The following is a 19,232-nucleotide window of genomic DNA, read 5'->3' as shown; positions in this document are numbered from 1 at the left end:
ACCGTGGGGAAGGCGGGTGCGATGCCCATGGCCACCATCGTCGCCGGTTCGCAGCGGTCCACCTCGGCAGGCTGGCCGGTACCGGAGGAGAAACGCCTCGTCACCGTGCTGTTCGTCGACATCGTCGGGTCGACCGCGCTCGTCGAGCGGCTCGACCCCGAGGACGTGCGGATCCTGCAACGGGCCTACTTCGACACCGTGGGCGGGGTGCTGCGCCGGTGGCACGGGGTGGTCGAGAAGTACGTCGGCGACGCGGTGATGGCCCTGTTCGGGGCCCGCCGGTCCGACGGCTTCGACGCGTACCGGGCGGTGCGGGCGGCGCTGGAGATCCAGGGGGCCCTCGACCGGCGACCGCCGCCCGGCGCGCCGCGCCTCCGGGTCCGGGCCGGGGTGGCCACCGGTGAGGCGCTGGTGGACCTCGCCGCGGCGCGCGACGGCGGGCACGGCGTCGCCAGCGGCGCGGTGATCACCACCGCCGCGCGGTTGCAGGAGTACGCCCCGCCGGGCGGGGTGGCGCTCTGCGCGGCCACCCACCGCGCCACCGTGGGACTGGTCGACCAGCGCCGCGTACCGCCGGTGGCCCTGGCCGGCAAGGCGCTGCCGGTCGACGTGTGGCACGCCACCGGCACCACCCGACAGGCCCCGACCCGGCACGAGGGGCCGCTGGTCGGGCGGCGACGGGAACTGGCCGCCGCCCGGGACCTGATCGTCCGGGCCGTGCGGGGCCGCGACCCGCGCTGGCTGTCGCTGGTCGGTCCCGCCGGCAGCGGGCGCAGCCGGCTGCTGCACGAGCTGACCCGGGCGGTACGGACCGTGGACGGGGTGCCGGTGCGCTGGTGCGTCGCGCACTGCCCGCCGTACCCGCAGCCCCTGGCGCCCGTCGCGGACCTGGTGCGCGGGCTCGCCGGCCTCCGCGCCGGCGAGCCGCCCGCGACGGTACGGCGACGACTCACCGCCGCCCTCACGGACCTGGTGCCGCCCGCCGGCCTGACCGAGGCGGTGTACGCGCTGGAGGCGCTGCTGGGCACGCCGGACGGCTCCGGCGACGCGGCGCGGGGCGCCGAGGTGGCGCGGGAGGCGCTGCTGGGGCTCGCCGCCCGGCAGCCGGTGATGGTGGCGGTGGACGACCTCGACCGGGCCACCGCGACGCTGCACCGCTTCCTGCACCGGCTCTTCGCGGCGGCCACCGCGCGGTCGCTGCCGCTGGTGGTGGTGACCCTGCACCGTGCCGAGTGGACGGGCGCGCTGCCCGGCCCGCGGGACCGTCGGCACCGGTTGGCGGTGCCGCCGCTGCGCCCGGTGGAGACCGGACGGCTGCTGCGGCACCTGCTCGGCCGGGCCGACCGGCCGACGGCGGCGGCGATCACCCGGCTCCTGCCGCTGGTCGGCGGCAACCCGGGGCGGGCCGTCGCGTACGTGGCGTCGCCGGACGCGGCGCGGTCCGTGCCGGAGGCGGTGCGCCGGGAGGTCGACGCCCGGCTGGACCGCCTGGACGGGGCGCGGCGGGCCGTGCTGATGGCCGTCGCGACCGTCGGCGCGGGGATCACCGCCGCGACGGTGGCGCGCCTGCTCGACTGGGCTCCCGGGCGGGCCGCCCCGGTGCTGCGCGCCCTGGCCGCGACGGGTCTGCTGGTCACCCGCCCCGACGGCCGGTACGCCGTCGCCGACGCGGTGGTCCGCGAGGTCGCGTACGCCCGGCTGCCGAGGGCGGCGCGGGCCGCGTTCGCCCGCCGGGCCGGGCGGCCGGCGGAGTCGGACGCCCCTTCGGTGCCCGTGGTCGTGCACGCCCCCACCGCCCAGGTGCCGGCGCGCGCCGACGCCGACCGCCCGGCGGCCCGGAACGCTCGCGGGTCGCACCCGGCACCACTGCGGCGGCCCGCCGCCGCGCCCCGTCTCGCTGCCCCGCCCCGGCCCGCCCGCGCGTTCCGGGTCGCCGACGTGCCCCTGGTCGCCGACGTGCCCCGGATCGCGGTGCTGCCGGGGGCGCGTTCCGCGCCCGGTCCGCTGGTCGCCGTCCCCGCGGAACGTGTCGGGGGCGGCCGGGTGGTGGAGCTGCGCGGCTGGGTCGCGGCCCGCAATCGCCGCCCCTCGGCCGGCCCCGCTCCGTCGACCGCGCGCGACCGCCTCGTCATCGACCTGAAGACCGGCAAGTCCACCGCCGGCACGGCCGACGACCTCGCCGAGCACCCGGCCGGCCCCGCTGCGACGGCAGCCCTCGGGGCGGGCGGTTCGGCGCGGCGGCAGCGGCGCGGGCAGCGGCCGAGGTGGGTCCTGCCGCGCGGCAGGCCGGTCGCGGCGTGAGCGGGCGGTGTGTTGGACGCGGGGATCGTGGGGCGGCCAGGGGATCTCCCCCACGATCCAAACTAACGGGAATTCGATCCGGGCGGTATCGGGCGACCGACCGAGTGCGCGCCTCGGGGTCGGCTGGCTAGGTTCGCCCGATGCCTGTCGAAGAGATCACCGCCTCCGCCGCCGGTACCTGGACGCTCGGCGACCGCACCGTGCACCGGATGGGGTTCGGCTCCATGCGGCTCACCGTCGACCCGGACCGGGCGCGCGCCGTCCGCGTCCTGCGCCGGGCCGTCGAGCTGGGCGTCAACCACATCGACACCGCCGCCTTCTACGTCTCGCCGGGCGGGCCGCTCGGCGTCGGCACCGGCTCGCCCCGGTACGCGACCGACCTGATCCGCGAGGCCCTCGCGCCGTACCCGGACGACCTGGTCGTCACCACCAAGGTCGGGCCGTCCTTCGACGAGGCGACCGGGCACCGGGAACTGGGCCCGGCGGAGCTGCGCCGGGAGGTGGAGGAGAACCTGCGCCGCCTGGGCCGGGACCACCTGGACGTGGTGAACCTGCGGATCGTCCGGCGACCCGGGCGGGACTCGGTGGCGGAGCGGTTCGCCGCCCTGGCCGAGCTGCGCGACGCCGGGCTGATCCGGCATCTCGGCCTGTCCAACGTGCGGGTGGATCACCTGGACGAGGTGCGGGACATCGCGCCGGTGGTGTGCGTGCAGAACGCGTACGCCCTCGACGTGAACCGGTGGGCCGACGAGCTGCTGCGGGTCTGCGGCGAGCGGGGGATCGCCTTCGTGCCGTTCTTCGCGATCGCGGGCGCCGGGCGGGAGGCGGGCGCGGGCGACGACCACGACGAGGCCGTACGGGCGGTGGCGCGCGCGCACGGCGCGACCCCGCACCAGATCCGCCTGGCCTGGACGCTGCACCAGGGGCCGCACGTGCTGGCCATCCCCGGCACCGGCGACCCGGCGCACCTGGCGCAGAACGTGGCGGCCGGGGCGATCCGGCTCACCCCCGAGGACCTGGCCCGCCTCCGCTGACCGCCGGCGCCCCGCCCGCGCGGCGTGGTGGCGCGTCAGCGACCGTCGAGGAAGGCGACCGCCCGCTCCCACGTCCGGCTGGCGGCCGCCGGGTCGTGGTCGGGCAGGTCGGGATCGGTGTAGAGGTGACCGACGCCGGGATAGCGGTGGACGCTCAGCTCCGCGCCCGCGCCGGTGATCGCCCGCTGCCACCGGCCGAGCTCGGGCTCCGGGGGGTATTCGTCCGGGTCGGCCATGTGCAGCTGCACCGGCAGGCCCGGACGGACCGCCTCCGGCGCACCGCCGGCGCCGTGCAACAGCAACAGCGCGGCGGCGGCGGGGCGCTCGGCCAGCAGCGCGCCGGCCACCGCGGCCCCCATGGAGAACCCCGCCAGCACCGCCTCGGGCGGCGCCTCGTGCAGCGCCGCCCTGGCCCGGCCCATCACGGCCACCTCGCCGACCTCGCCGAGCAGGGCGAAGCCCGCCTCGATCGTGTCGACGGCCGGCGCGCCGTAGAGGTCGGGGGTGACGACGTGGTGGCCGGCGGCGCGCAGCCGGTCGGCGGCCGTCAACACGGCGGGTCGCAGCCCGTAGGCGGAATGAAACAGCACGACGTGTCCCATCGGGACATTCTGTCTGACGAATGCGACGGGGCCGGGCCGCCGCGCTGACCCGCCGCCGACGCGAGGCCGGGTCAGCCCAGCGATTCCAGTCGCCGCACCAGCTCGCCCGGCGCCGGCATGGCGGCGATCTCGGCGCTGACCTGCCGCGCCGCGTCGCGCAGCGCGGTGTCGGTGACGAGCCGGGTCAGGGTGTCGGCGGTGATGTCGCGGGTGCGGGCGGCGATGCCGGCCCCGCGCGCGGCCACCAGCTCGGCGTTGTGCCGCCGGTCGCCCGCCCCGACGGTGGCCAGCTGCGGCACCCCGGCGATCAGCGCGCTCAGGACGCTGCCCGCGCCGCCGTGGTGGACCAGCGCCGCGCTCGCCGGCAGGGCTGCGGGGACCGGGATCCAGTCGACCGTACGCACGTTGCCGGGCAGCGCCCGGCGGGCCAGCCGCGCCTCCGGGCGGACCAGCACGAACTCGGCGTCGACCTGGTCGGCGACGGCGACGACGGCCGGCATCGGTCCGGCGCTGCCCGGGCCGGCGATGGTGCTGCGGCTGACCAGCACCCGGGGCCGCTCCCCCGGCTCGCGAAGCCACTCCGGCAGCTCGCCGCCCGCCTCGGTGGCGTAGCGCATCGGCCAGCCGTCCTGACGCAGCACGCTGGGCGGGGCGACGGCGATCGCGGCGGCCGGCGGCGGCAGCTCGGTCAGGCCGTGCCGGCGCAGCGCCGGCCCCAGCCGCGCCAGGGTCGCCCGGGCCAGCTCGCGGCCGTCGAAGAGGGCGTTCTCCTGGCGTACGGCGGGCACGCCGAGCGTCGCGGCGGCGAGGGCGCCGGCCACCGCGAACGGCTCGTGGACCACCAGGTCGGGTCTCCACTGCCCGGCGAGGGCGACCACCCCGTCGGCGAGCTGGTCGTTGACCGCGCCGAAGAGCAGCCCCGCGCCCCGGGTGCCGGCGGTCCCGGCCAGTTCGGCCCGTGCGGTCAGCGGGTGGCGCAGCAGCACGCGGCGGGCGATGCGCCCGAAGTCGAAAGCGGGCGCGACGTCGCGCGCCGGCAGTCCGGGGCGCACCGCCCGCAGCCCGTCGGCGGCGGTGGCGACGAGCACCTCGTGGCCGGCGTCGCGCAGTGCGGCGGCCAGCGGCAGCAGCGGAGCGACGTGCCCGATCAACGGCGCGGAGACCACCAGTACTCGCACCGCGCCGATGCTAGCCGCGGCGGAGCCCGTCGTGGGGGCACCGGGAGACGCGGCCCGGACGGCGGCGGGTCAGCCGGCGGTCGGGGGCAGGGTGCGGCTGCGGCCCCGGAACTCGGCCACCACCGCGCCGTCGTCCCGGGTCACGGTGACGTCGTAGATGCCGCTGCGGCCGTACCGGGTGCGCTCGGTGGCGTGCGCCGTCAGCAGGTCACCCTCGTGGGCGGGACGGACGAAGCTGATCTCGCCGCCGGCGGCGACGGTGGCCGGGCCGTGGCTGTTGCAGGCCAGCGCGAAGGCGGTGTCGGCGAGCAGGAACACGAACCCGCCGTGGGCGATGGCGTGGCCGTTGACCATCGCGCCGGTCACCCGCATCCGGGCCACCGCCGCTCCGCCGGCGGCCTCCACCAGCTCGATGCCGAGCCCCCGGCTGGCGACGTCGGCGGCGAACATGGCGTACGCGGCGTCGCGCCCGGCCCCCTCAGCCGTCCCGCCGTCGCTCGACGACCGCCCCGTCCCGCCCATCGACCGCTCCACGCCTGTTTCGGGGCGGCCCCCTCGACCGCCGGTCCCGGTACCGTACGCCGTCTGCCCGCACCGCACCGACGGCACCCGTCACGGGTCCTGCGGGTCCAGGTCGCGCTCGCGCAGCAGCGCGTCCAGCTTCGCCTCGATCCGCTCGTCGGACTCGCGGGACTGGGAGGAACCCCAGTGGTAGAACAGGGCCAGCCCCGCCGCCTGCCAGATCAACTGGAGGAACTCGGACTGCCAGTTCTCGAAGGTGGAGGCGAGGAACTGCGGCAGGAAGTCGGCCCAGGCGAAGGACCGGCCGTGCTGGCTCGCCTCGTCGCTCGCCACGGAGGCCTGGAAGACGAACTGCGCGATCCAGGAGAGCAGGAACAGCGCCCCGGTCACCAGCGCGAAGGCGTACGCCCTGGGCCACCTCGGCCTGCGGAACGGCGGCCCCTGTGCCCGGCGGTGTGACCGCCCGCCCCGGGACGGTGCCCCGGCCGGCCGCGCGCCGGAGGTCGTCGTGTCGGACATCGCGCTCCCCTTTCGACGCATCCCCAGGTAGGTGGCCTGTGCCCCGGGACAGGCGCGACAAAACGGCGCACCGGCGTGGCGCGGCCCGCCACGCCCGCGCCCCGCTCGGGGACCGGATCACCGTCGTCACCGCCGACCTGAACCGGCCCGACTGGCACGCCGCGCTCCCCACCGCGAGTACGACGCCGTCCTCACCGCCAGCGCGCTGCACCGGCTGCCGGGCGAGCGGCTCGAACGGCTCCACGCCGGACGCTAGGCTGGCGGGCGCGCCGAGGTCCCGCCCCGTGGCACCGGCGGGGAGGGCGAGGTGACCGGACCGGATCCGCGGGTCGACCCGGACGTCGACCTGCGCGTACCCGCCGACCGGGGCGAGCTGGCCGCCCGTCCCGGCGGGGTGCTCGGCTCCGTCGCGGCCGGCGGCGCGCTCGGCGCCCTGGCCAGGGCCGGCCTCCAGCACGCCGTCCCGCACGGCCCGACGGGCTTCCCGTGGGCGACCTTCGCCGTCAACCTGACCGGGTGCCTGCTGATCGGTGTCCTGATGGCGGCGCTGGAGCGCTCCGGTGGCCGCCGACCGCTGCTGCGCCCGTTCCTCGGCGTGGGCGTCCTCGGCGGCTACACCACCTTCGCCACGTACGCCGTGGACGTCCGCCTGGCGCTCGACGCCGGCGCGCCGGAGGTGGCCCTGGGCTACCTGGCCGCGACCCTGCTCGGCGCGCTGGTCGCGGTCTGGCTCGGCGACGCCGTCACCGGTCGGCTGCTCGACGCCCCCCGCCACGGCCGGCCGGAGCGCGGGGCCGGCCGGTGACCGTGCTGCTGATCGCGCTCGGCGCGGCCGTCGGCGCGCCCCTGCGTTACCTCACCGACCGGGCGGTGCAGGCCCGGCTCGGCGGCGTCTACCCGTGGGGCACGCTGACCGTCAACGTGGCCGGGTCGCTGCTGCTCGGTCTCCTAGCGGGGCTGCCCGTCGGCCCGGCCGTCAGCGCGCTGCTCGGCACCGGCTTCTGCGGCGCGCTGACCACGTACTCGACCTTCGGGTACGAGACGCTGCGGCTGGCACGCCGGGGCCGGCGGTTCCTCGCACTCGTCAACGTGCTCGCCAGCGTGGCCGCCGGCCTCGGCGCCGCCACCGCCGGCTTCGCCCTGGCCCGGGCCGCCACCGGCTGAGCGGGCGGCTCAGCGACGCGGGTCCGTCGGCCCGTCGGGCAGGCGCAGGTCGACCAGGGCCGCCGCAGCGACCGAGCCGCTCACCCGCGTCCTGCCCCGTCGCGGACCGTCGACCGTCTCCACACCCCCGGGCGCAGCCCGGCGAAGCGCGCCTGACGGCGGACGGCCTCCCCGTCAGGCCAAGTCGGGCGGCGCGGTGGGGCGGGACGCGACGCACCAGGCGGCGGTCGCGGCGACCGCCACCGTCGCGCTGAACAGGAAGGGTGCCCGCATGCCCAGGCCGGCGGCCAGCGCCCCACCGGCGAGTGCCCCGAGCGCGGTGCAGCCGTAGGAGAGCATCCGGGAGGCGGCGACCACCCGACCGAGGAGGTCGCCGGGCACGAGGCGTTGCCGGACCGACAGCGCGGCCACGTTGAGGACCGCGAACGACGCGCTGGTGACGACGACGACGACCACCGCGGCGATCCGGTGCGGCGCGACGGCCAGGAGGGCCGGTGTCCCGGCCGTGACCGCCATTGACCAGGCCAGCACGCGACGGTGCCGGAACCGGCCGATCAGCCGGTCGGCGACGAGTGAGCCGGCGAGCCCGCCGGCCGCGCCGGTCGCCAGCAGCAGGCCGAAGCCGAGCGCGCCGAGACCGAGGCTCTGCCGCGCGTACAGCACGAAGATCGCGAACCAGGCGCTGTCCGCGGCGGCGACTGCCGCGCCGACGACCACGAGCGTACGGAGCACGGGTTGCCGTACCAGCCAGCGCAGCCCGGCGAGCGCCCCGCGCCTGGCCGGGGCGGCGGTGACGCTCCGCCCGTCCGCGTCGGCGCCGGACCGTCCCGGGCCAGGGCCAGGGCGGGCCAGGCTCAGCGGCAGGGACAGCACGAGCATGACGGCCAGCGCGAGCGAGGCGCCGTTGACGGCGAAGGGCAGCGCCGCGCCGACGACGAACAGCATCGCCCCGACCGGCGGGCCGACGAACTCGTTGCCCACGATCTCACCCGCCACCAGGCGGCCGTTGGCCCGCTCCAGCTGCGCGTCGTCCACCAGACGGGGGATCGCGGTCTGGGCGGCGGTGTCGCGCAGGGTCTCGCCGACACCGAGCAGGAAGGCGGCGGCGACCACGAGCGCGACCGAGGCCAGGCCCGTTGCCACGGCCACGGCCACCGCCGCCAGCACCACGACGCGGCTGGCGTCGGCGGCGGCGATCAGTGCACGGGCCGCCCGACGGTCCGCCAGCACGCCAGCCAGCAGGCCGGTGACCAGCCACGGCAGGAACTGCGCCGCAGCCACTGCGGCCACCGCCACCGGGTTGTCGCTCAGCGCGGCGGCGAGCAGCGGGAAGGCGGCCACCCGGATGCCGTCGCCCAGGTTGGCCAGCGCCGCGGCGGTCCAGAACGTCCAGAAGGGACGTCCTAGCGACCGGGACCGATCAGCCATCAGGGCACCTTACCGCGCCGGATCCGACGGAGCGGCCCCGTGCCTGCCGGCGAGCAGCGGGCAGCGGGCCGGAGTGGTCCCGGGCGCACCGGTCGAGGGGGCGTGGCGTCCCGGCGGGTCAGCGGCGTGACGTCCCGGCCGGTCAGCGGGCGTGACGCTCCGGGTGGGCCCGGTTCCACGCCCGCATCCGCTCCGGGTAGCCGGTGCGGGCGGCCTCGTACAGCGGCACCGCGTGCTTGCGGGCGATGGAGCCGGCGGCGCGCGGCGAGCCGGTGCGACGGCGGATCCACTCGCCGTCGTGGGCGATGGCGACCACGGTGGTGTCGGTCGCCGTGGTCTCCGGTTCCAGGTAGAACTCCACGCCCCGGCGGCTGGCCACGAACGCCTCCAGCGCGGTCAGGTCCTCCCGGGTCGCCTCGCGGTCGAGCTTCGTCGGGGTCGCGTCGGCGGCGCGCGGCCGCCGGTTGAACCAGCCCATGCCCGGCTCCTCTCCTCGGCGTCCTCCCAGTGCAGCACCGTCACCTGGCAACCGCCTGCGCACTACCTGGGAGCCACCTGCGCGCGCCCGGTCGTCGCCCCGGGCGCGCCCTCTGTGGGACGACGGACGAGCACGGGCCGGCGGGCGGGTGGCCGCTCAGCGGGCCGGCAAGGGGGGTGGCGGCTCAGCGGGCCGGAGGGCGGGTGGCCGGCACCAGGGCGAGGGTGGGCAGCAGCAACAGTGGCACGACGAGCAGGGCCCGCAGGGTGCCGACCCGGTCGCCGAGCAGGCCGAGCAGCGGGGGGCCGGCGAGGAACGCCGTGTAGCCGATCACGGCGACCACGCTGACCCGGGCCGGCGCCCGCCGCTCGTCGTCGGCCGCCGCGCTCATCCCCACCGGGAAGCCCAGCGACGCGCCGAGCCCCCAGAGCGCGACGCCGGCGATCGCCACCGGCCCGGAGTCGGCAAGCACCGCGACGCCCGCGCCGAGCGTGGCGAGCAGGATCGTGGTGGACAGGACGGGCACCCGACCCCACCGGTCCAGTGCGACGGTGCCTGCCGTGCGGCCCAGGGTCATGCCGACGACGAAGACGCCGAAGACCGCGGCCCCGGCCGCCTCACTGAGGCCGTGGCCGTCGATGAAGGCGACCGCCAGCCAGTCGCTGGCGCTGCCCTCGGCGAACGCCGACACCAGCACCAGCAGGCCGACGAGCAGGGTGCGGGGCTCCCGCCAGGCGGCGAGCAGTTCGCGACGACGCTCGGCCGGAGCCGCCGACGCGGAGGCGGTGCCGCTCTCGGCCACCGGCAGGAACGACCGGACGGCCAGCAGCGTGCCGAGCAGCACCACCGCGGCCAGCGCGGCGAGGTGCACGGCGACCGGCACGCCGAGGCGGGCCGCCCCGGCGCCGAGCCCGGCCCCGGCCACGGACCCGAGGCTCCACGCCGCGTGGAAGCGGGGCATGACCGTACGCCCCAGCCGCCGCTCGACCGCCGCGCCCTCGACGTTCATCGCCACGTCGCAGAGGCCGGAGCCGTAGCCGAGGGCGCACAGGCCCACCGCGACCCCGGCCAGGGAGCCGGCCACGGCGGCGACCCCGGTCACCGTCAGCCCGGCCGCGAGGAGCGTGGTGGAGAGCGCGACCGTGCGGGCCGCCCCGAGCCGCTGGGCCACCAGGCCGGCGGTGGGCATCGCGAGCAGCGCGCCGACGGACATGGCCAGCAGCAGCAGCCCGAGCCGGCCCGCGCTGAGCCCGAGCGCGTCCCGGGCGGCGGGCACCCGGGAGAACCAGGTGGCCACGGCCAGGCCGTTGAGCGCGAAGACCACGGCCACGCCGGTACGGGCGGCCAGCACCGCCCGGGGCACGGCCGGGCGCGGCACGACGGGCGGGGCGACGGTGCGGCTCACGTGGCGGTCCTCTCGCCTCGGGTGGTCTACCGCCCCGATCCCACACCTGAGAGCGCTCTCAGGACAACCCGGTCCCACCCCTTACCGTGGAAGCGCCGGAGGGGGATGATTCGGTCGACCGTCCACGCCGCGACGGCCGACGACGGGGAGGACCGGAATGGCGACGACACACCGACCACCGACCCTGGAGGACGTCGCCCGGGCGGCGGGCGTCTCCCGGGCCACCGCCTCGCGGGTGATCGCCGGCACCGGCTACGCCTCCCCCGCCGCCCGCGAGCGGGTGAACGTCGCCGCCGACCGGCTCGGCTACGCGCCGAACCCGGCCGCCCGCGCGCTCGTCCAGGGCACCGGGTTCCGGCTGGTGGTGGCGGTGACCGGCACCGCCGCGACGGTCCTCGACGACCCGTACGTCCACCGGGTGCTCGGCGCGTGCGCCCGGGTCTGCGCGCCGCACGGACTCGGGGTGGCGCTGCACTGGCTGCCCACCCGGTCGCCGGGCGAGGTGCGCCGGCTGGCCGGGGACCGCAGCGTCGGCGGGGTCGTCCTGATCAACACCACCGAGGGGGTGCTGGACGCGATCCCGGCGCGGCTGCGCGGTCGGGTGGCCTCGATCGGCATCGGCTCCCCCCTCGTCCCGGCCTTCGACGTGGACAACGGCGGCGGCACCGAGGCCGTCGTCCGGCACCTGTACGCCACCGGGCGCCGCCGCATCGCCATGGTGACCGGGCCTCGCTGGCTGTCCTGCGCCGGCCGGTCGGTCGGCGCGTACCGGCGGATCGTGCGCGACGCCGCCCTGCCGGAGCGGCTGGTGCCGGGCGACTTCAGCGCGGACCGCGGCCGGGCGGCGGCCCGGGAGGTGCTGGAGCGCTGGCCGGACACGGACGCGATCGTCGGCAGCAGCGACGCGACCGCGCTCGGGGTGATCGACCGGCTGCGCGGCGACGGCGTCCAGGTGCCCGGGGACGTCGCGGTCACCGGCTTCGACGACATCCCGCTCGCCGCGATGACCACCCCCGCACTGACCACGGCGACGCATCCGGTGACGCAGATCGCCACGGCGGCGGCGACGGCCGTGCTGGGCGGGCGACCGGTGCCGCCGGCGACGATGTTCCCGTCCCGGCTGGTCCGCCGCGTCAGCGGATGAGCCGGCCCCCGGCCGCAACCGCGCCGGCGGGACCCGCCGATGGACGACCGCGCCCCTCGCCGACCGCCCGGTGGCGGGCCGCACCGCTCGCCGAGCACGCCCGCGGCCGGTCGCGCCGCTCGCTGATCACGCCCATGACGGGACGCGCCGGTGGGATTGCGCGTCGGGCTGGCGGGTAACCGCCGGCGCATGCCCGCCCAGGACGAGGAGCGGTGATCCGGTGACCGAGCCCGCGCCCCCGCACCGGCAGCCGGCGGAGAACCCCCGGCACGGCCGGCTCGCCGCACGTCCGGCGCCGCCGACCGCCCTGGCCGCCGCCGGGCTGGCGTCGCTGACCGACCCGCGGGGCGCCGCGCTGGCGATGGTGTACGCCCCCGAGCCGGTCGACGGGCCGCCGTACCGACTGGTGCTGCTCCTGCACGGGGCCGGCGGCTCGGCCCGGCAGGGGCTGGACCTGCTGCTACCGGAAGCCGACGCGCACCGGCTGCTGCTGGTCGCCCCGCAGTCGGTGGCGAGCAGCTGGGACCTGATCGGCGGCGAGGGCTTCGGCACGGACGTACGGCGCATCGACGGCCTGCTGGCCATGGCCTTCGCCGGCTACCCCGTGGCGCGGGTGGCGTTCGGCGGGTTCTCCGACGGCGCCTCGTACGCCCTCTCCCTGGGCCTGACCAACGGCGACCTGGTCGACGCGGTGCTGGCCTTCTCCCCCGGCTTCGCCGCGCCGCTGGTGACCCACGGCCGGCCCCGGGTCTACGTCTCGCACGGCACGCGGGACCCCGTCCTGCCGGTGGACGTGTGCAGCCGTCGCCTGGTCCCCAGCCTGCGCTCGCTCGGCTACGACGTCACCTACGACGAGTTCCCGGGCCCCCACGAGATCCCCGCCCCCATCCGCACCCGCGCCACCACCTGGCTGACCACCTGACCCCACCCCGCCCGCTGCCGCTGCCGCCCCCGCTCCCGCTCCCGCTGCCGCTGCCACTGCCGCTGCCGCTGCCGCTGCCGCTGCCGATCATGCAGTTCTGGTGGGCAATGTGGGGTGTTATGCGGCATTCGCGGGGCACCACGACTGCATGATCGACGATGGGGCGGCGGCGGGGCGATGGGGCGACGGCGGGCGACGGGGCGACGGCGGGGATCGGGCGTGGAGTCGCTCGGCGGGCCGCCGATTGGGGTGCCGGTCGGGGTGGGGGTCGGGCCGCGGGTCGGGGTGCGGGTCGGGTCACGTCGATTAACGGTTCGGGCGTGACCGGTTGGGGAAAGTGACTCCGGCGGGACGATGAGGGGCAGGACACGGCGGCTGCTTGCGACCCGGGGACCAGCGCGGGGACAGGGGGCCGGGACGTGGATTCGAAGCAGCGCGTCGGACCGGCGGGCGCCGGGGCGTCCGTCGACGACCTCTTCGCCGGCGACGACCCGACCAGCGTCGCGCACCGGGCCACCGACTGGGCCGCCACCGCCCTGGGCCCGGTGGAGACCTGGCCGTCAGAGCTGTGCGCGGCGGTGCGCACGGTGTTGCCGTCGAAGATCCCGATGCTGCTGTGGTGGGGCACCGAGCTGGTGCAGATCTTCAACCACGCGTACACCCCGGTGCTCGGTGACAAGTACCCGGCCGCGATCGGTCAGCCGGGCGCGCGGTGCTGGGCGGAGGTCTGGGACGAACTGGGCCCGCTCACCGACCACGTGCTCGCCGGCCGCGGCGCCACCTACGCGCAGAACCAGTTGCTCCTGCTCAACCGGCACGGCTACCTGGAGGAGACGTACTGGACCTTCTCCTACAGCCCCGTACGCGCCGGGCACGGCCGGGTTCCCGGCGTCTTCGTGGCCACCACGGACGTCACGGCCCGGGTGCTGGGTGACCGGCGGCTGGAGACGCTGCGCGAGCTGGGCTCGATCTCGATCGCGGCGGCGGACACCACCCGCGACGCCGTCCGGGCGGCGGCCCGGGTCCTCACCGGCAGCCCGGCCGACCTGCCCGCCGCGATGATCTACCTACGTCCCGGGGGTGTGACGCCGGACGACGGCAGCCACCTCACCGGCCCCGGGCCGGGCGGCAGCCGGGAGTCCGACGACGAACTGGTCCTGGCCGCCTCGGTCGGCGTGGCCGACGACACCGCCGCGGGGACCGGGTGGCTGCCGCAGATCGACGAGGTGGCGCGCACCGGCCGCCCCGCGCGGGTCCGGGGAGTGGCCCTGCCCGGCGACCCCCGCGCCGGGGCCGGGGAGGTCGTCGGGGTGCCCGTGGACGAGGTCGTGGTGCTGCCCCTGCTGGCCACCGGGCAGACCCACCCGGCCGGCGTGCTGGTCGTCGGCATCAGCCCCTTCCGCGAGCTGGACGAGGCGTACCGCGGCTTCCTCGACCTGGTGGCCAACCGGGTCTCGACGGCGCTGGGCGACGTGCTGGCGTACGAGGCACAGCGGCGTCGCGCCGCCGCGCTGGCCGAGCTGGACGCGGCGAAGACGGAGTTCTTCACCGACGTCAGCCACGAGCTGCGCACCCCGCTGACGCTGATCGCCGGACCGGTCCGGGAGAGCCTCGCCGACCGGCACGAGCCGCTTCCTGCGGGCCAGCGCGAGCGCCTGGAGCTGGTGCACCGCAACACCGGCCGGCTGCGCAAGCTGGTCGACGACATGCTCGACTTCGCCCGCCTGGAGGGCGGCCGGCTGGACCCCGAACGGGTGGAGACCGACCTGCCGGCACTCACCGCCGGGGTCGCCGAGTCGTTCGCGTACGCGATGCGCCAGGCCGAGCTGAGCTACCGCGTCGACGTCGAGGCGCTGCCACGCACCGCGTACGTGGACCGCGACATGTGGGAGAAGGTGGTCGTCAACCTGCTCTCCAACGCCCTGAAGTACACCCTGGCCGGCGCGGTGCGGCTGCGGCTGCGGGGCGACGACGCGCACGTCACGCTGACCGTCGACGACACCGGCGTCGGCGTCCCCGCCGACCAGCAGCCGCTGCTGTTCCACCGCTTCCACCGCGTACGCGGCGCCGGCGGCCGGTCGCACGAGGGCACCGGTATCGGGTTGGCGCTGGTGCAGGAGATGGTCCACCTGCACGGCGGCGAGGTCAGCGTGCGCTCGGTCGAGGGCGAGGGCTCGACGTTCACCGTCCGCCTGCCGTACGGCCGGCCCACCGCCACGGCCACGCGCCGCGAGCGGGCCCACGAGACGTACGTCGCCGAGGCCCTGCACTGGCTGCCGGAGGCCGCGCCCACCCAGGCGGACGCCACCGACGACGACGCCCGGGACGCCGCGACGGTGCTGGTGGTGGACGACAACGCCGACCTGCGCGCGTTCCTCGCGAGCCTGCTCGCACCCCGCCACCGGGTGGTCGTCGCGGCCGACGGCCAAGAGGCGCTCGACCGGATCGCCGAGCGGGTGCCCGATCTGGTGCTGACCGACGTGATGATGCCCCGCCTGGACGGCTTCGGGCTGGTCCGGGCGCTGCGCGCCGACCGGCGTACCGCCGGGCTGCCGATCATCGTGCTCTCCGCCCGCGCCGGCGGGGAGGCCGCGGTGGAGGGGTTGCGGACCGGGGCCGACGACTACCTGGCCAAGCCCTTCTCGTCGGAGGAGCTGCTGGCCCGGGTCGGCGCGCACCTGGAGCTGGCCCGGTTGCGCAACGAGGAGGCGACCTGGCGGGCGGCCCTGATCGAGTCGTTGCAGGACGCGTTCGCCGTGGTCGACGCCGACGGCGCGCTGGTCGAGGCGAACGAGGCGTTCTGCCGCCTGGTCGGCGCCGCCCAGCTGGCGGCGCCGGTCGCGCCGCCGCACCCGTGGTGGCCGGAGGCCGACGCCGCGCCCGCCGACCGGCGCCTGCTGATCGACGTGCTGCGCACCGCGCGGGGCTCCGGCCGGGGCCGGGTCACCCTGCCGCTGCGGCACGCCGACGGGCACCGGATCTGGGCCGAGGCGGTCTACAACTCGCTGCGGGAGCCGCGTACCGGCCGCCGCCTCTGGGTCGCCACCCTGCGCGACGTGACCGCCGACGTCCGCGCCGCCGCCCGGCAGTCCGCCCTGGCCGCGCTCTCCGGCCGGCTCGCCCGCGCCACCGACGTAGCCGAGGTGCTCGACGCCGGCCTGTCCGAGCTGTGCACCCTGCTGGACGGCACCCGCGGCCTGGCGGTCTGCGCCGACGCCGCCGGCACGCCGTTGGTGGTGACCCAGGGCCTGACGTTGACCCCGCAGGTGCAGCGGGCGCTCGACGGGCTGCCCACCGAGGGCGAGCCGCAGCTGGTCGTCGACGACGCGGGCCGGGTGACCGCGCTCGGGGCACGTGTCGAGCCGGGCGGGGCACCCGGCGGGGTGTGGCTGGAGCTGGACCCGCCCCGGTCGGTGCAGACGGTGGACCTGCCGCTCGTACGACAGCTCTGCGCGGCGCTGGCCCAGGCGCTGGTTCGCGCACGGGCCTTCGAGACGCAGCGGACGGTGGCCCTGGCCATGCAGCGGGCGATGCTCGGCCCGGTCGACCTGCCGGCCGGGTTCGCGACCCGCTACCAGCCGGCGGTGGCGCCGCTCGAGGTGGGCGGCGACTGGTACGACGTGGTCCAGCTTCCCGGCGACCTCGTCGGCGTGGTGGTGGGCGACGTGGTGGGGCGGGGCCTGCCCGCCGCCACCGTGATGGGGCAGCTGCGCAGCGCCTCGCGTGCCCTGCTCCTGCAGGCCAAGAGCCCCGCCGAGGTGCTGTCCGCGCTGGACGACTTCGCCCGGATGGTGCCCGGCGGCGCCTGCACCACCGTCTTCTGCGCCATCATCGACCGCTCGCTGGGCGTGCTCCGCTACTCCTCGGCGGGCCACCCGCCGGGCATCCTGGTGCACCCGGACGGCTCCGCCGACCTGCTGACCCGCGCCGGCTCGGTGCCGCTGGCCAGCGTCGCGGTGCCCGGCCGGCCCGAGGCCGGGGCGCAGCTGCGACCCGGTTCGACGCTGCTGCTCTACACGGACGGGCTGATCGAGCGACGGCGGGAACTGATCGACGCCGGCATCTCCCGGGCGGTCGCCGCGCTCACCCAGGGCCGCGAACTGCCCGAGGGCGCGCTGGCCGACCGGATGGTCCGGGACCTGCTGCCCGACACCCGCAACGACGACGTGGCGGTGCTGGTCTACCGGCATCGGGAGCCGGCGGTCTTCGCTGCGGCGCTGACCGCCGACCCGGGGCAGCTCGCGCCGACGCGGGAGGCGCTGCGGGAGTGGCTGACTGGCCTCGGCATCGGCGAGACCGACGTCGACGCGGTGCTGATCGCGGCCGGCGAGGCGTGCGCCAACGCGATCGAGCACGGCTACCGCTTCGCCCCGGACGCGTCCGTCACCGTCCGGGGGCGGCTGCGCGCCGACCGGCTGGAGATGGTGGTCAGCGACACGGGCGGGTGGCGGGACGCGAGCCCCGACGACAGCGAGCGCGGCCGGGGCCGGCTGATCATGACCCGGTTGATGGACGAGGCCACCGTCGCCGGCAGCGCCGACGGCACCACCGTACGCCTGGTCAAGCGCGTCTCCGGCACCTGACGGGCTGCCACCCTGACCGGACGCCGCGGTGGCGTTCGGCCGAGGTTGCCGGCGTCGGGTGGGCGACGGCAGGGACCCCCGGAAGGGTGAAGATCGGCTATAAGTGGCGGATGGAGTTTCCCGCCTACCTGGCCACCATGCCGATGCACGCGATCACCGAGATCCACGGCGAGCCCGGCCTGCTGGCCCGGTTCCGGCTGGAGCTGCGCGCGTTCGACGAGGCCGCCCGGGAACGGCTCACCGAGGCCCTGGACCTGGCCGCCGAGCTGCACCGCGACGACCGGCGGGTACGCGAGCCCTACCTGAACCACCTGCTGCGGGTGGCGATCCGGATGATGCACCACTACCAGGTCCACGACGTCGACGTGATCGTCGCCGGCCTGCTGCACGACGCGGTGGAGGACCACCCCGACGAGCTGGCCGCCGCGTCCGGCGGCGAACGTGCCGGGGCGCACGACGGCGAGGACGCCACCGCCGCCGCCCTGGCGGTGCTCGCGGAGCGGTTCGGGCCGCGGGTGGCCCGCCTGGTCGGCGCGGTCACCAATCCGGCGTACGACCCGGGGCGGGACAAGCACGTCCAGTACCGGGAGCACGTGGCGGCCAGCCTGGACCGGGAGCCGTGGGCGCGGGTCATCAAGATCTCCGACTTCACGGACAACGGGGTGGGCGTCATCCACACCGTCGGCCCGAAGGTGACCTCGTCGGCCCGCAAGTACCGGCCGCTCGTGCCGGTCTACCGCGACCTCGTCACCCGGCCGGACACTCCCCTGTCGGCGCCGGTGAAGGAGCACATCCTCGGTCAGCTCGACCTGGCCGAGGAACGCTTCAGCGCCATCCTCGACGAACCACCCCACCCGAACTGACGACGTCAGCCTCGTCGACTGACGCTCAACCCCGGCTATGGGTCAGGCCGCCTTGTAGACGGTGTCGAGGTGCCATTCCAGGAACTCCGCGTTCGGTCGGTCGGGCCGGCGATCTGGAACAGCGATCTGCTCGCCCGCCTTGGCATAGAACTGGTCACCGTTGCCGAACTCGCTGCGAAGCCGAGGGCTGACCACGAGTCGATACTTGGGATCCACGCCCAGGTAGCCCTTGTCGAAGAGGATGTGCACGTCCGACTTCAGGAGCAGGCCGTTGTCCAGGCGATGCTCACCACCCCTCGGCAACGGTCGGATGTGCGCGGCCTGCAACACCGGCTGGACCCTGTTGCCGGTGATCGCGCAGCGTCGGCCGTACGCCCCGAGCACCACGGCCTTGAACGACTGCTGACCCAGCCGCTGTGGCACCAGCCGTGGATCTCCGTAGACCGGGCCGGGCCGAGGCCAGGGTTCACTCAGGTCGAGTTCGACAGTCGTGCCGATCAGGCGATGGATCAGCAGTTCGAAGTAGTCGCCCCAGGCGGCGTCCGCAAGGTCGTACGTCTTGCCCTGCACCACGTTCGACTTGAACTCCGGCGGCGGGCCGACGGTGGACTCGTCCGGGAAGAAGTTGGCGTCACGCACGAAGATGCAGCCGATGACGGGGTCCTCGTCGGGTGCGATCGGCTGCCTGCGGTAGCGGCCGACGCTGCGGCGCATCTCGTCGATGCTCGCCGCGCCGTTGGCCTCCCCGAAAAGCTCCCATGCCTCCGAGATTCGCAGCTGAGTGAAGCCGCTGAAGAAGCCACCACCGATGACGCGGTTGAGAGGATGGTGGGCTTTGAAGAAGAACGGCTCGCCCGCTGTGAGCGCGCGGAAACCGCCGCCCGAAGGCCGCCAGAAGTTGACCTCGTTCAGCTCGGGACGGGCGGCCAGGAAGCGGTACCACTTCTCGTCCGTGACCCCCACGAAGGCCTTCACGCCGACAAGCGTGCCGTCACGTCGATCTCCACGCCACCCCCCGAACAGCCGACGCCTCCACAGTGGCACAGCTCAGCTGTCTCAATCACTGTCGTGATCAGGTGATGGCCAACC

16 protein-coding genes are annotated in these 19,232 nt (G+C 76.5%); 8 read left to right on the top strand and 8 right to left on the bottom strand.

Annotated features, from left to right (window positions below; genetic code table 11):
* The first annotated feature begins 21 nt into the window (after positions 1-21).
* Positions 22-2,301, top strand: a complete 2,280-nt coding sequence (locus ABZ573_RS20570; RefSeq protein WP_358119953.1) for an AAA family ATPase — start codon at positions 22-24, stop codon at positions 2,299-2,301.
* Positions 2,302-2,441: 140 nt separating this feature from the next.
* Positions 2,442-3,335, top strand: a complete 894-nt coding sequence (locus tag ABZ573_RS20565) for an aldo/keto reductase (RefSeq protein WP_151457122.1) — start codon at positions 2,442-2,444, stop codon at positions 3,333-3,335.
* Between the two features lie 35 nt (positions 3,336-3,370).
* Here ABZ573_RS20565 and ABZ573_RS20560 read toward each other — a convergent pair whose 3' ends face one another.
* The 4 genes from ABZ573_RS20560 to ABZ573_RS20545 all read right to left on the bottom strand — a co-directional run bounded on the left by ABZ573_RS20560 (position 3,371) and on the right by ABZ573_RS20545 (position 6,156).
* Entirely contained in the window at positions 3,371-3,937 is a 567-nt protein-coding gene (locus tag ABZ573_RS20560; protein WP_151457123.1) for a dienelactone hydrolase family protein, read from the bottom strand.
* Positions 3,938-4,008: 71 nt separating this feature from the next.
* Entirely contained in the window at positions 4,009-5,115 is a 1,107-nt protein-coding gene (locus ABZ573_RS20555; protein ID WP_358119948.1) for a nucleotide disphospho-sugar-binding domain-containing protein, read from the bottom strand.
* A gap of 69 nt (positions 5,116-5,184) precedes the next feature.
* On the bottom strand, positions 5,185-5,637 hold the full coding sequence (gene paaI, locus ABZ573_RS20550) for a hydroxyphenylacetyl-CoA thioesterase PaaI (protein ID WP_358119945.1): 453 nt from the start codon (positions 5,635-5,637) through the stop codon (positions 5,185-5,187).
* Between the two features lie 90 nt (positions 5,638-5,727).
* The gene (locus tag ABZ573_RS20545) at positions 5,728-6,156 is read right to left on the bottom strand and encodes a DUF6766 family protein (protein WP_225852477.1); all 429 of its coding nucleotides are present in this window, start codon (positions 6,154-6,156) and stop codon (positions 5,728-5,730) included.
* 307 nt (positions 6,157-6,463) lie between these two features.
* Between ABZ573_RS20545 and ABZ573_RS20540 the strand changes: the two genes are divergently transcribed.
* Both ABZ573_RS20540 and crcB read left to right on the top strand, forming a co-directional pair.
* A complete protein-coding gene (locus ABZ573_RS20540; protein WP_151457126.1) occupies positions 6,464-6,961 on the top strand; it encodes a CrcB family protein in 498 nt (165 codons plus the stop codon).
* Positions 6,958-7,320, top strand: a complete 363-nt coding sequence (gene crcB / locus ABZ573_RS20535; protein WP_151457127.1) for a fluoride efflux transporter CrcB — start codon at positions 6,958-6,960, stop codon at positions 7,318-7,320. Before ABZ573_RS20540 ends, crcB begins: the two co-directional genes overlap by 4 nt.
* Before the next feature lie 174 nt (positions 7,321-7,494).
* Here crcB and ABZ573_RS20530 read toward each other — a convergent pair whose 3' ends face one another.
* The 3 genes from ABZ573_RS20530 to ABZ573_RS20520 form a co-directional block, all read right to left on the bottom strand.
* Complete coding sequence (locus ABZ573_RS20530) at positions 7,495-8,748, bottom strand: MFS transporter (RefSeq protein ID WP_358119940.1); 1,254 nt, start codon at positions 8,746-8,748, stop codon at positions 7,495-7,497.
* A gap of 142 nt (positions 8,749-8,890) precedes the next feature.
* Entirely contained in the window at positions 8,891-9,226 is a 336-nt protein-coding gene (locus tag ABZ573_RS20525) for a hypothetical protein (RefSeq protein WP_358119938.1), read from the bottom strand.
* Positions 9,227-9,410: 184 nt separating this feature from the next.
* The gene (locus ABZ573_RS20520; protein WP_327028676.1) at positions 9,411-10,631 is read right to left on the bottom strand and encodes an MFS transporter; all 1,221 of its coding nucleotides are present in this window, start codon (positions 10,629-10,631) and stop codon (positions 9,411-9,413) included.
* Between the two features lie 157 nt (positions 10,632-10,788).
* Here ABZ573_RS20520 and ABZ573_RS20515 point away from each other — a divergent pair, with 157 nt between their 5' ends.
* The 4 genes from ABZ573_RS20515 to ABZ573_RS20500 all read left to right on the top strand — a co-directional run bounded on the left by ABZ573_RS20515 (position 10,789) and on the right by ABZ573_RS20500 (position 18,143).
* A complete protein-coding gene (locus ABZ573_RS20515; RefSeq protein WP_327028677.1) occupies positions 10,789-11,775 on the top strand; it encodes a LacI family DNA-binding transcriptional regulator in 987 nt (328 codons plus the stop codon).
* Positions 11,776-11,995: 220 nt separating this feature from the next.
* Positions 11,996-12,697: a phospholipase gene (locus ABZ573_RS20510; RefSeq protein ID WP_358119934.1), complete on the top strand. Its 702-nt coding sequence runs from the start codon at positions 11,996-11,998 to the stop codon at positions 12,695-12,697.
* Between the two features lie 419 nt (positions 12,698-13,116).
* The gene (locus ABZ573_RS20505) at positions 13,117-17,280 is read left to right on the top strand and encodes a SpoIIE family protein phosphatase (RefSeq protein WP_358119931.1); all 4,164 of its coding nucleotides are present in this window, start codon (positions 13,117-13,119) and stop codon (positions 17,278-17,280) included.
* Positions 17,281-17,390: 110 nt separating this feature from the next.
* Positions 17,391-18,143 (top strand): HD domain-containing protein, encoded by a 753-nt coding sequence (locus ABZ573_RS20500; protein WP_358119928.1) that lies wholly within the window; start codon positions 17,391-17,393, stop codon positions 18,141-18,143.
* A 42-nt stretch (positions 18,144-18,185) separates the two neighbouring features.
* Here the strand turns inward: ABZ573_RS20500 and ABZ573_RS20495 are convergent, their stop codons facing one another.
* Positions 18,186-19,118 (bottom strand): HNH endonuclease, encoded by a 933-nt coding sequence (locus tag ABZ573_RS20495; RefSeq protein WP_358119925.1) that lies wholly within the window; start codon positions 19,116-19,118, stop codon positions 18,186-18,188.
* Positions 19,119-19,232 lie beyond the last annotated feature (114 nt).

The organism is Micromonospora sp. NPDC007220, assembly GCF_040634035.1.
GTDB lineage: Bacteria > Actinomycetota > Actinomycetes > Mycobacteriales > Micromonosporaceae > Micromonospora > Micromonospora reichwaldensis.
This window is presented reverse-complemented; position numbering and strand designations above follow the sequence as displayed.